11 protein-coding genes are annotated in these 13808 nt (G+C 33.8%); 10 read left to right on the top strand and 1 reads right to left on the bottom strand.

Annotated features, from left to right (window positions below):
* The first annotated feature begins 515 nt into the window (after window positions 1-515).
* Entirely contained in the window at window positions 516-2261 is a 1746-nt protein-coding gene (locus LL966_RS14380) for an ABC transporter ATP-binding protein (RefSeq protein WP_229354239.1), read from the top strand.
* A 284-nt stretch (window positions 2262-2545) separates the two neighbouring features.
* On the opposite strand, the gene alaS is transcribed toward LL966_RS14380, so the two are convergent.
* Window positions 2546-5185, bottom strand: coding sequence for an alanine--tRNA ligase (gene alaS / locus LL966_RS14385; protein WP_229354241.1), 2640 nt, complete (start codon window positions 5183-5185; stop codon window positions 2546-2548).
* Window positions 5186-5462: 277 nt separating this feature from the next.
* Here alaS and LL966_RS14390 point away from each other — a divergent pair, with 277 nt between their 5' ends.
* From LL966_RS14390 to LL966_RS14430, 9 genes are all read left to right on the top strand, one after another.
* Window positions 5463-6440, top strand: a complete 978-nt coding sequence (locus LL966_RS14390; protein ID WP_229354243.1) for a M23 family metallopeptidase — start codon at window positions 5463-5465, stop codon at window positions 6438-6440.
* Between the two features lie 49 nt (window positions 6441-6489).
* Window positions 6490-6822, top strand: coding sequence for a MerR family transcriptional regulator (locus tag LL966_RS14395; RefSeq protein WP_026730479.1), 333 nt, complete (start codon window positions 6490-6492; stop codon window positions 6820-6822).
* 34 nt (window positions 6823-6856) lie between these two features.
* The gene (locus LL966_RS14400; protein ID WP_229354245.1) at window positions 6857-7441 is read left to right on the top strand and encodes a LemA family protein; all 585 of its coding nucleotides are present in this window, start codon (window positions 6857-6859) and stop codon (window positions 7439-7441) included.
* 45 nt (window positions 7442-7486) lie between these two features.
* Complete coding sequence (locus LL966_RS14405) at window positions 7487-7924, top strand: TPM domain-containing protein (RefSeq protein WP_229354247.1); 438 nt, start codon at window positions 7487-7489, stop codon at window positions 7922-7924.
* Window positions 7925-7927: 3 nt separating this feature from the next.
* A complete protein-coding gene (locus tag LL966_RS14410) occupies window positions 7928-8749 on the top strand; it encodes a TPM domain-containing protein (protein WP_229354249.1) in 822 nt (273 codons plus the stop codon).
* Window positions 8750-8784: 35 nt separating this feature from the next.
* Window positions 8785-9564 (top strand): tetratricopeptide repeat protein, encoded by a 780-nt coding sequence (locus LL966_RS14415; protein WP_229354251.1) that lies wholly within the window; start codon window positions 8785-8787, stop codon window positions 9562-9564.
* A 10-nt stretch (window positions 9565-9574) separates the two neighbouring features.
* On the top strand, window positions 9575-9988 hold the full coding sequence (locus tag LL966_RS14420) for an RrF2 family transcriptional regulator (RefSeq protein ID WP_229354253.1): 414 nt from the start codon (window positions 9575-9577) through the stop codon (window positions 9986-9988).
* Window positions 9989-10242: 254 nt separating this feature from the next.
* Window positions 10243-12789 (top strand): TonB-dependent receptor, encoded by a 2547-nt coding sequence (locus LL966_RS14425; protein WP_229354255.1) that lies wholly within the window; start codon window positions 10243-10245, stop codon window positions 12787-12789.
* Between the two features lie 149 nt (window positions 12790-12938).
* Window positions 12939-13679, top strand: a complete 741-nt coding sequence (locus LL966_RS14430; protein WP_229354257.1) for a DUF2490 domain-containing protein — start codon at window positions 12939-12941, stop codon at window positions 13677-13679.
* Window positions 13680-13808 lie beyond the last annotated feature (129 nt).

The raw sequence follows: 13808 nt of genomic DNA on the forward strand, positions 1-13808 counted from the left end.
GCCATTATAAACAAAAGTACTTGTTTGTAATTTTTCTTTTTCATTAGAACTTTTCGGTTGAAAAGATATAGTTTTAGGTAAAACTTCTTGAACTGGTTCTTGTGGTTTCTTTGTTTCTACTTCATTTGAACATGAAGATATAACTCCAGTAATAATAAATAACAAATAACAAAATTTCTTTTTCATTTCTTTTTTAATTAAATAGTTTAAACACAAAAAGAAGATTTTACTATTCCATTTGCTACCCGTAAAAGACTAGCTTATGATACTTTAAGGCATATTTTAAGACATCCTATCTTCAAAATATAAAGGATCACTTGATAAGAAAATTTTCTAAAAAGACATAGATCTTAAACACAATCTGCTTTTATGACCTATTTTATTTGTGCGTGAAAAAATTGAAAACTCCATCAGTAAATTCACCTGTAAAAAAATTACATTTTTAATAACAGAATTCAACTTCACAAACTAAAACAATTGCTTACTTTTGCATCTTCCATTTTTTTAAATCACTTATGAAATTATTATATACTTACATCATCAAACACAAAATGCTTTTATTTTTTGCTTTGATAATGGCTACTATCAACATCTGTTTCAGTTTATCAGACTCTGTAATCACAGGAAAATTAATGCAAGATTGTGGTGTTGGACTTGCAAAATATAAAGGAAACGAAATAGGTTTTATTAAATCTTTAGCTTTCTGGCTTGGTCTTTCTCTTGGCGCAGCAATGATTTCCAGAATTACCAAAAACTTTCAGGATTACTTCACCAATGTTGTAATTCAGAGAACTGGTGCTCAAATGTATACGGATGGAATCAAAAAATCACTTGACCTTCCGTATGCCGAATTTGAAGATCAGCGAAGCGGCGAAACTTTAAGCAAATTGACCAAAGTTAGAATTGATTCAGAAAAACTAATTACGCTTTCTATCTCTTTAATTTTCCAGACTATTATTGGTTTCATTTTCGTAATCGTTTATGTAGCTCGAATTGATCTTCGCATTTCGATTATCTTTTTAATTACAGCTCCAATTATTGCTTTGGTGAGTTTGTATTTAGGAAAAAAGATCAAAATTGTTTCTAGAAAAATTGTTAATCAAACTAATGCACTGGCTGGTTCTACAACCGAAAGTTTAAGAAATATCGAATTGGTAAAAAGCCTTGGTTTAACCTATCAAGAAGAAAAACGTCTTAATTTAAATACGTTTAAAATTCTTCAATTAGAATTACAAAAAATTCGGTTTATAAGAAGTTTGAGTTTTATTCAAGGAACAACGGTTCACTTTTTAAGAACTTGTGTGGTTTTTGCATTGTATTATTTCTTATTCGGAGGAAAAATAATTGTCGGAGATTTATTGACAATGGTATTTTTTACTTTTTTCATCTTTGGGCCTTTGCAAGAATTAGGAAACTTTATTATTGCTTTGAATGAAACCAAAGTTTCAATGGAGAATTTTAAAACCTTATTAAATGCACCAAAAGAATTTCGCCCTAAAACACCAAAGCATGTTGGTGCTATACAGAAATTGCTTTTTTCGAATGTTAGTTTCCAACATAGAACTGCTAAATTTAAAGCAGTAGAGAATATTAATTTCGAAATTAAACAAGGGCAAACTGTTGCTTTTGTTGGGCCATCTGGTTCTGGTAAAACAACTTTGGTTAAATTGTTAGTTGGTTTGTACACACCTGCAGAGGGAGAAATTCTCTACAATGATATTGATTCTACAGATATTGATTTACTCGATTTAAGAAAACAATTAGGTTTTGTAACGCAAGATGCACAATTATTCTCAGGAACAATTCGTGAAAATTTATTATTTGTAAAACCAAACGCAACCGACGAGGATTTATACGACGCTCTAAAACGTGCAAGTTGTGATAAACTTTTAAGACGTGCCGAAGATGGTTTAAACACTACAATTGGCGAAGGCGGAATAAAGGTTTCTGGTGGTGAAAAACAGCGTTTGTCTATCGCAAGAGCTATTTTGAGAAACCCTAATTTATTGATTTTTGATGAAGCAACTTCTGCGTTGGATTCTATTACCGAAGAAGAAATTAATGCTACCATTCGAAATATTTCAGACAAAAACAGAATCACCGTTTTAATTGCGCACCGTTTATCGACTGTTATGCACGCTGATAGGATTTTTGTTTTAGAACAAGGAAAAATCATCGAGCAAGGTAAACACGAAGATTTAATTGTGGAGAAAGGACTCTATTATGCTATGTGGCGCCAGCAAATTGGCGAGCGTAAGTAGTTTTTTGAGGTTCTAAGATACTAAGTTGCTAAGGTTCTAAGTTTTTTATTCGAATAATTAAACGTACTATTTGTCATTTCGACTGAAAGGAGAAATCACACTAGTATATCGACAAAGAGTGGCGACTTCCTTTGCGGATTTCCGCGTGTGATTTCTCCTTTCAGTCGAAATGACAAAATACTATAAATACAAAACCCGACAAATTTTAAAAAATCTGTCGGGTTTATTTTTTGAATATTCTAAAAACTTAGTCCCTTAGTATCTTAGAACCTTAGCATCTTTAATTACTTCACGAAATCCACCGCTTTAGCCAAAGCCTCAGCAATTCCGTCAACATTTTTACCTCCTGCGGTTGCGAAGAAAGGTTGGCCTCCTCCACCACCTTGGATGTATTTCCCTAATTCACGAACAACTTGTCCAGCGTTTAGGTTTTTCTCAGCTACAATTTCTTTAGAAATATAGCACGTTAACATTGGTTTTCCTTCTTGAGCTGTAGCGAAAACTACAAATAGATTATTATACGAATTACCTAATTCGTAAGCCAAATCTTTTGCTCCTTCTGGATTCAAATCTACTTGTTTTGCTAAGAACTGAACTCCGTTGATTTCTTGCAATTCTTTAGCCAAATCAGCTTTCATGTTTTTAGCTTTATCTTTCAATAAAACTTCCAATTGCTTTTTCAACTGCGCATTTTCGTCTTGTAATGCTAAAATCGATTTTACAGGATCTTGAGCATTCTTAAGAGCTTCTTTAATTTCACTTAACGAAACTGCTTGAGACTCAAAATATTCTTTTGCAGCTTCACTTGTAATCGCTTCAATTCTTCTAATTCCAGCAGCAACTGCTCCTTCAGAAACAATTTTAAAATGCCAGATATCAGATGTATTTGCAACGTGTGTTCCTCCGCATAATTCGACAGAGTCACCAAACTTAATGGTACGAACTAAATCACCGTATTTTTCACCAAACAAAGCAATTGCACCGTCTTCAAGTGCCTGCTCTTTTGGAATTCCTCTTTTTTCAATTAATGGAAGACTTTCACGAATTCTTGCATTTACAAAGTTTTCCACTTCAACTAATTCTTCATCAGTTACTTTAGCAAAATGAGAAAAGTCAAAACGTAATGAAGCATTTCTTACCATCGAACCTTTTTGCTCAATATGAGTTCCTAAAATCTTACGCAAACCTTGGTGCAATAAATGCGTAGCCGAGTGGTTTGATGAAGTTTTAGCTCTTTGGTTTGCATCAACAACCGCATTAAATGTTGCCGTAATATTTTCTGGCAACGATTGTGTTAAATGGATCGTTTGGTTGTTTTCTTTTTTAGTATCAATGATATAAATAATATCTCCGTTTTGAGATTCTAAATATCCTTTATCACCCGTTTGTCCTCCGCTTTCTCCGTAAAATGGAGTAGCATTGAAAACCAATTGGTAGATTTCACCATCTTTTACACTATCAACTCTACGGTATTTAGTGATTTTTACTTGGTGTGATAATCTGTCATAACCAATAAATTCTTGAATATCGTCTTCAACAATTACATTCCAGTCTCCAGCAGTAACTTTAGAAGCTGCACGAGATCTTTCTTTTTGCAATTGCAATTGTTCCTGGAATCCAGCTTCATCCAACTTCAATCCTTTTTCTGAAAGAATCAAAGCGGTTAAATCGATTGGAAACCCATATGTATCATACAATTCGAAAGCTTTTTTACCATCGATTGTATCTCCGTTATTGTTTAAAATTACAGCGTCTAAAAGCACTAAGCCTTGATCTAATGTTCTTAAGAAAGAATTCTCTTCTTCACGAATAACATTCGAACAAAGTGCTTTTTGTGTTCTGATTTCTGGGAAAGAATCTCCCATTTGCTCGCTTAAAGTTTCAACCAATTTAAAAATAAATGGCTCTTTAGTCCCTAAGAAAGTAAATCCGTAACGAATTGCACGACGCAAAATTCTACGAATAACATATCCTGCACCCGTGTTAGAAGGCAACTGACCGTCAGCAATAGCAAATGCTACGGCACGAACGTGATCTGCCACAACACGAATAGCGATATTCATTTTGTTTTGTTCTTCACTAATGTCTGTTACCTCATTAGTTGTATATTTTGCACCTGTAATGGTTTCAATTTCTCTAATCAAAGGCATGAAAACATCAGTATCATAGTTTGATGTTTTTCCTTGCAAAGCCATACACAAACGCTCAAATCCCATTCCGGTATCTACGTGTTGTGCAGGAAGTTTTTCAAGAGAACCATCCGCTTTACGGTTAAATTCCATGAATACATTATTCCAGATTTCAACTACTTGCGGGTGATCATTGTTTACTAAGCTTTTTCCAGAAACTAATGCTTTTTCTTCAGCAGAACGCAAATCAACGTGAATTTCAGAACATGGTCCGCATGGGCCTTGATCTCCCATTTCCCAGAAATTATCTTTTTTGTTTCCAAGAATAATTCTGTCTTCGTCTATTAATGTTTTCCAAATATCCCAAGCTTCTTGGTCAAATGGAACATTATCTTCTTTACTTCCTTCAAAAACAGAAACATAAAGATTTTCTTTTGGAATTTTATACACTTCTGTCAATAATTCCCAAGCCCAGTTGATTGCTTCTTTTTTAAAGTAATCACCAAAAGACCAGTTTCCTAACATTTCAAACATAGTGTGGTGGTAGGTATCAATACCCACCTCTTCAAGATCGTTATGTTTTCCAGAAACACGAAGACATTTTTGCGTATCGGCTATTCTTGGACTTTTTGGAGTTCCGTTCCCTAAGAAAAATTCTTTAAACTGGGCCATTCCCGAGTTATTGAACATTAAGGTTGGGTCGTCTTTAAGGACAATAGGAGCCGAAGGAACAATAGTATGCCCTTTACTCTCAAAAAAATCTAAAAATTGTTTACGTACGTCTTGTGATTTCATATTTTAATTAGAAAATGTGTCAATTTAATGTGTCAATTTGAAAACTAGATAATTAGATAATTTGCCAATTTGACAATGCATCATTTTCGAAATCGAAATTAAAAAACTTATTATTTAAAACAATAAATTCCTTATTTTGCGCATTATCTAATTATCTAATTTGCCCCAATTATCTAATTAACCTCTTCTTGTAAAAAAACGCCGAACTGCTGAAACATTTTAGAGCTTTGTTCGTCTAATTCATTTTACAAGCTGCAAAAATAGCGTATTTTAAAATATGGCGAAAGTAAAATATTATTACGACTCAGAAAATCTGGCTTATACGAAAATAAAAACCAGAAAAAGAATAAAAATTGGTTACGCATTGCTGTTTTTAGTAGCCTCGGCACTGTTCGGTTTTTTAGTTTTCGTTCTTTTAATAAATACGCCTTATTTTGAAACGCCAAAAGATCGTTTGCAAGCACGTGAAATTGAAAATTTAAAAATTCAATATGCTATCTTGAATAAAAAACTGGACGAAATTGATGAAGCGGCGGAAGCATTAGAAGAACGTGACAATAATATTTATCGTGTTTATTTTAATAAAACTGAAATTCCAGATTCTATCAGAAAAGCTGGTTTTAGAAATTCTGAAAAATACAAAGTATTAGAAGGTTACAACAATTCGCAATTGGTTTTGAACACCACAAAAAGAGTAGACAAACTTGCCAAACAACTGGCAATCCAATCTCAATCTTTGGATGATATTTTAAAATTAGCAGGAGCAAAAGAAAGTTTATTATTAGCAATTCCTGCCATTCAGCCAGTTCGAAATGAAAATTTAAAACGTGTTGCGTCAGGTTTTGGATATAGGATCGATCCTTTCACGAAAGTACGAAAAATGCATAACGGAATGGACTTTACCGCTAATACAGGCGCTCCCATTTACGCAACAGGAGACGGCGTAGTAGAAAGAGCTGACAATACTGCTTCTGGCTATGGTAATCATATAGTAATCAGGCACGGTTTTGGATATGAAAGTCTTTACGCTCATTTAAGCAAATACAACTGCCGCCCCGGACAGCACGTAAAACGTGGCGATGTGATTGGTTACGTAGGGAGTACAGGTAGATCTGAAGGTCCGCATTGTCATTATGAAGTTCATAAAGATGGAAAAGTGGTCAATCCGTTGAATTTTTACTATGGAAATATTTCCGCTGTAGAATATGTGGCGATTTCACAAATGGCGAATCAAGAAAATCAATCATTAGATTAATATTACAAAAAAGTAGTATTTTTGAAATAAATATAGAAAAAAACAAATCATGCATATTGAACTTTCTAAAGACAAAAGATATTACAGTATTGGCGAAGTAGCCAAAGCTTTTAATGTCAATGCCTCTTTGATACGATTTTGGGATAGTGAATTTGATATTCTAAAACCCAAGAAAAATGCAAAAGGAAACAGAATGTTCACTCCTGAAGATGTTACAAACCTGCAATTAATTTACCATCTGGTTAAAGAACGAGGTTTTACGCTTGAAGGTGCCAAAATACATTTAAAAGAAGGTCAGAAGAAAACGTTAGATAAATTCGAAATAATACGTAAATTAGAGTCGATAAAAACGCAACTGAACGACATCAAAAACGAATTGTAATTAAAACTAGAAATAAACTTAAATCAAAACAAATATGAAAAAGTGGTTAATCCCTGTAGGAATTATTATAGCACTTATTGCTATTATCGCATTTTGGTCGATTGGTATTAAAAATACTGCTTTGCAACACAGCCAAGCTGTAAATAAAGAATGGGGAAATGTTCAAACGGCTTACCAAAGACGTAATGATCTTATTGGGAATTTAGTAAACACTGTAAAGGGTGCTGCAGATTTTGAAAAAGGAACTCTAACAGCGGTAATCGAAGCTCGTGCTAAAGCTACATCTGTAACAATTGATCCTAGTAATGTAACTCCAGAGCAATTAGCTGCATTTAATCAAGCTCAAAGCGGCGTAAGTTCATCATTATCAAGATTATTGGTTTCTGTTGAGCAATACCCAACTTTAAAGGCTAACGAGAATTTCTTAAAACTTCAAGATGAATTGGCAAGTACTGAAAATCAGATTTTAACAGCTAGAACTCGTTTTAACGAAGCTGTACAAGTTTATAACGGATATGTTTTGAAAATTCCAAACAATTGGTTCTTGAGCGAATACAAAGAAAAACCATACTTTGAGGCTTCTACTGGAGCAGACAAACCTGTTGAAGTAAAATTCTAAAATCTACAATCTATCCCGATAGCTATCGGGACTAAAATCATTTTCATGTCAAAAGTAGAAGATTTTTTAACCAAAGAAGAAGAGCAAGAAATTGTTGAAGCTATTCGTATGGCCGAAAATAACACTTCTGGCGAAATTAGAGTTCATATAGAAAAAACAACTTCTAAAGCTCATTATGATAGAGCTTTAGAAGTTTTTCATGAATTACGCATGGATGAAACTAAATTGCAGAATGGCGTATTACTTTATTTTGCAGTTGAAGACAAAAACTTCGTGATTTGCGGTGATAAAGGAATTAATGATTTAGTCTCTAATGATTTTTGGGATTGCACCAAAGATGTGATGAGCAATCATTTTAAATCGGGCAATTTTAAACAAGGAATTGTTGACGGAATTCTAAATGCCGGACAACAGCTTAAAAAATATTTTCCCTCTCTGGAAGATGATACTAACGAACTATCTAACGAAATCTCAAAAGGATAAATGATGAAAAATTCCAAAAATAAAATCTCAAATTCTAAAAGGATTTTTCAGTTTACTCTTTTGTTTATCACATTTTTTACCTGCAATATCATTTTTGCTCAATTTGATATTCCTAAAAAACCTGATTTCCAAACTTCTGTTTACGACTATGCAAATGTTTTAAGTGCTTCCGAAAAAACACAGTTAGAAGAAAAACTAATTCGGTATTCTGATTCAACTTCTACGCAAATTGTTGTCATTACTATAGAAAGCCTAAAAGGAGAAGATATCGGAATTCTTACTCCAAAATGGGCGCAAGAATGGGGAATTGGACAAAAAAATGAATATAATGGAGTCCTAATTTTATTAGCAAAAACCGAAAGAAAAATTTGGATTTCGCCTGGATACGGACTTGAAGATCGTTTGACTGCTGGTATCGGAGGAGAAATCACGAGAAATATTATTATTCCAGAATTCAAAGCAGGAAGCTATTATAATGGACTTGACAAAGGAGCAGATGCTCTTTTTGATGTTTTTAAAGGAAAATACAAAGGCGAACGTAAACAAAACAAACAAAAAGATTTTCCAATACTGCCTTTTATCGTAATTGTTGTAATTGTATTAATTTTACTTTCCCGAAATAAAAAAGGTGGAGGTGGCAATTCAGGTAACAGCGGTGGAGGACCGAGCTTGTTAGATGTTATTATTCTGAGTAATCTTGGAAGAAGCGGCGGTGGCGGCGGATTTGGAGGTTTCGGCGGTGGATCATCTGGCGGTGGCGGCGGATTCGGTGGCGGATTTGGCGGCGGCGGATTCTCTGGAGGAGGTTCTGGAGGAAGCTGGTAAATTTATTTGTTTCACGTTTTAGGATTCTGTTGCTTATGAAAATTAGTTTTTATCTGTTTATTCTTTGTTCTTATTTCACTTCTTATTCTCAGGAATATTTTGAAACTGATAAAGTACAAAACGATAAAGTTATTGAGGACTTAAACAGTTCTATTGCTACAGATCCAAGTTCTGAAAATTATTATTACAGAGGATATTATAATTTCTTAAACGATAATTTGGTCGATGCAATTTATGACTATGACAAAGCGGTATCATTAAACCCAAATGATTTTAATATTTATTTTAGCAGAGGAAATTTATTTCTAAAATTAAAAGAGTATCAAAATGCAATTGATGATTTTTCGAAATGTATTGCATTAGATGGAAATTCACAGAAAGCTTATTTTAATAGAGCTTTTGCCAATAGAAAAATTTTTAATCGTACAGGAGCCATCGAAGATTATTCCAAAAGCATTGCGCTAAAACCAGACAATGTAGCGGCTTATCAAAATCGCGGTTTACTGAGAAAAGAACTAAATTTGCATAAGGAAGCCATTGCAGACTTTGACCAAGTAATCAGAGTAGATCCAAAATCGGTTGATGCATTTCAAAATAGAGCCGTTTCTAAAGCCATGATTCATGCAAAAGATGCTTTACTAGATTTTGACGCAGCAGTAAATTTGGCACCAGAAAATGCCGAAACTTATTTTAATAGAGCACTTTATTTCATTAATTTTAAAATAAAAGGAAATTATTGCTCAGATTTAAAAAAAGCGTTTAATTTTGGGTATTTACCGGCACAAGAATTAATAATAGAATATTGTAAAATTTAACAAGGAATAAATGTTATCACATAAAGCAAAATACGCCCTTAAGGCCTTACTTTATTTAGCAGAACAAGATGAAAATCACATTTCCAGAACTGTGGAAATTGCTGAAGGAGCTAATATTCCTAAAAAGTTTTTAGAACAGATATTATTAGACTTGAAACGCGGTCGTTTTGTGAGCAGTAAACAGGGAAAATTTGGCGGTTATTATCTGATAAAATCCAAAAATGATATCACTTTGGCAGAAATTCACCGATTATTTGACGGTGCAATTGCACTTTTGCCATGCGCTTCTTTAAATTTTTACGAACCTTGTGCAGATTGCAAAACAGAGTCTGAATGCAGTCTACGTCACGGTTTGATGCTTATTAGAGACAAAACTTTAAAGGCAATGGAAGGCATCACAATAGCTTCACTTGTGAATAAATAAAAAAATATTTTCTAATTCCTAGTAAATCGATAGAATTAATATTTATATTTGCACAAAATAATTAACTAACCATTTACAAAAGTTTTAACATGAAAGTACATTTTAGTCGATCGGGTGTATCAAAAATTTTGCAAAACAAACAAAGAAGTCTCTCCACTTCTGTAATACGAAATTCATCTATGATGTGTATGTGTTGATTTTAAAAAAATATTTTTTCTTTTAAATTCTACTAATCACATATACTTAATATAAAAATGAAAACATCAATACAAAATATACTTACAATATTATTCTTTTTAACCTTTTCAATCTCATTTGCACAAAATATCGAAGGTGTTGTATCAACAACTGAAAACACACCTTTAGAAGCGGTAAACGTAGTAATTAAAGGAACAACAAACAGTACGATTACAGATAACAGCGGTAAATTCGTTATTGACTCGAAAGGAAGATTACCCTTAACTCTTTTAATTCAGTACGTAGGATACAAAACAGTTGAACTTGAATTAAGTTCAATACCTGCAAATCCGATTCAGGTTGCACTTAAAGAAGAAAACGAGCTTGTTGAAGTCGTAGTTTCTTCAAGACGCCGTATCGAGAAAGTACAAGATGTGCCAATTGCTATTTCTGTTATTACAGGAAAACAAGCAGAACAAACTGGAGCTTTCAACGTAAATCGTATCAAAGAATTAGTACCTTCAGTACAGCTTTATTCTTCTAACCCAAGAAATACAGGTATCAACATCCGTAGTTTAGGTTCTCCATTCGGATTGACAAATGACGGAATTGATCCAGGTGTTGGATTTTATGTTGACGGTGTTTACTACGCACGTCCAGCTGCTACAACACTTGACTTTATAGATGTAGAACAAATTGAGGTTTTACGTGGTCCGCAAGGTTCTTTATTTGGAAAAAACACTACTTCTGGTGCTTTTAACATTACTACTCGTAAACCAAGTTTTACTTCAGGCGCTGACTTTGAAGTAAGCTACGGAAATTATTCTTTCTTACAAGCAAAAGCTTCTTTAACTGGTGCTTTAGGAAAAAAAGTAGCAGGAAGAATATCTTTCTCTGGTACATCTCGTGATGGTTTAGTAGATAATGTGGCAACAGGAAGAGCTACAAATACTTTAAACAACCAAGGAATTAGAGGACAATTGCTTTGGACTCCGACAGTAAATACAAATGTTATTTTTGCGGCAGATATTACAACACAACGCCCTGACGGATATGCGCAGGTTGTTGCGGGAGTAGCGCCAACACAAAGAGCGGCTTACCGTCAATTTGATGCTATCATTAAGGATCTAAATTATCAATTGCCAAGCTTGAATGCTTTTGATCGTAAAATAGATCATGACACGCCTTGGCGCTCTAATCAAGATATGGGAGGTTTCTCTTTAAACGTTGACACTAAAATTGGCGGAGGAACATTAACTTCTACAACTGCATGGAGATTCTGGAACTGGGATCCATCAAATGATAGAGATTTTACAGGATTACAGGTTTTGGCTAAATCTCAAAACCCAACAAGACAAACTCAAATTACTCAGGAAGTACGTTATGCTGGTCAATTAACTTCTAGAATCAGTGGTGTTGCCGGTGTATTCTTTATCGATCAAACATCACAAACTGACGGTACAGAAGAGTCTGGAAGTGCTCAATGGAGATTTGCTCAAAGTTCAACAAGTGCTTTATGGAAAACACCAGGACTTTTTGAAGGATATGGAATCAAAACAGATGCAAGAATTAGAGCTTCTAGTGCTGCGGTATTTGGACAAATCGACTGGGCAATTACAGATTGGTTACACGTTTTACCAGGTTTAAGATATAACTTTGATAAAAAAGACGCGCACTACGCTCGCACAACATACGGAGGTTTGCAAACTACTGATCCGGCATTATTGGCTCTGAAAAGACAAGTTTATTCTGATCAGGCATTTGATTCAGCTATTGACAATACAGACTTTTCTGGAAATATTACTGTTACAGTTAAAGCTTCGGATAAAATCAATGCTTACGGAACGTTCGCAAAAAGTTATAAACCAGTTGGTGTAAACGTTGCTGGACTTCCAACAAACTCTGCTGGACAGCCGCTACTTGATTTGGCAGTTATTAAACCTGAGAAAGTATACCATTATGAAGTTGGAGTAAAAACTTCTCCATTTAGAAACTCGATTTTTAACTTAGCATTATTTCAAACAGACATTAACGATTTCCAAACAAACGTTCAAGCTGCTGAGTTGGGTGTAAATCGTGGATATCTTGCAAATGCTGATAAAGTACGTGTACAAGGTGTCGAAGTTGACGCAAGTTTTGTTGTTAGCTCACACCTAACAGTAAATGGTGCTGTAACTTACACAGATGGTAAATATATAAAATTTACAAACGCACCACTTCCATTAGAAGAAACTGGAGCTCCAGTATCTTTTAAAGATGTTTCTGGATCTGCTTTGCCAGGTGCGTCTAGATGGGCAGGATCTTTGGGCGGAGAGCTTTCAGATAATGCAAAATTCTTTGGAAATGCAGGAAAAATTTTCTTAGCAGTTGATTCTTATGCTCGTTCTGAATTTTCATCAAGTCCTTCAGCTTCTAAATACTTAGTGGTTCAAGGTTATGCGATTTTCAATGCTCGTTTAGGTTTCCGTGCTTCACAAGGTTTATCTGTTCACTTCTGGGGACGTAACCTTTTAAATAAAGATTACTACGAGCAATTATTGCCTGCAGGAGGAAATACAGGTCAATATGCCGGGGTATTAGGTGATCAAAGAACTTACGGTGTTACGCTTAAGTATTCATTGTAAGCGGTTAATTAGTTTTAGTCTTAAAAACGAGATGCATTTGAAATGCATCTCGTTTTTTTGTTCAAATCACAAAAAAAATAAAAAAGCAAATTTTTAAATTAATAGAAATAAGATCATTTACATAAATTCGCAGCCTGAATTTATCATAATTGAACATTTTTTCCAGGTTACTTTTTATTATAATTTTTGCTTGCCAATTTATTAATGGGCAAAATCAAAAGAATATCGACCAGCAAACATTAACTTGGATTCGATACTACAATATTTTTCCACTATCTGAGAAATGGGCGATTCATTCTGAATTTGATAACCGAAGTTTTGTAAATCCTGTTCACGAAAATCTTTTTGTAATAAGATCACAGATTCGATTTCGTGCCAATAAAATAATGGATTTTGGTGGCGGATTTGCTTATTTTAATGTCAATACTCAGAACGAAAAAACAGATGTTGATTTTTCTGTTCCCGAATATCGAGCACAGCAAGATCTCACTTTTATTAATGACATTTTAAAGATTACCTTTCATAACCGTTTTCAAGTTGAAGAACGTTTTATTCAAAAAGCAGACAACACAAGACGTTTAAATGAATTCTCTTTTGCATTTCGATTTAGATATCGTTTACAATCTATGTTTACCATCTGGGAAAAAGAAAGGCGAAGTATAAAAGGAACTATTTCTGATGAAATTTTATTCAATCAAGGAAAAGATAACCGCAATAATACTTTCGATCAAAATCGTTTTTATGTTGCGCTACGTTATCATTTTAATCCCAATATTGGCTTAGAATTGGGATATTTAAAGAACTTTCAAAGACGCGCCAGCGGTGTGGATTTCTATGATCGTGATATTATTAGATTTACTGTTTATCATAGAATTGATAGAAAATTTTAGATTTTAGATTTTAGATTTTAGATTTTAGATTTTAGATTTTAGATTTTAGATTTTAGATTTTAGATTTTAGATTTTAGATTTTAGATTTTAGATTTTTCTATAAAAAAACGGCAAATCAAAAATTTGATT

It is taken from the genome of Flavobacterium chungbukense (genome assembly GCF_020805785.1).
In the GTDB taxonomy this organism is placed as follows: domain Bacteria; phylum Bacteroidota; class Bacteroidia; order Flavobacteriales; family Flavobacteriaceae; genus Flavobacterium; species Flavobacterium chungbukense.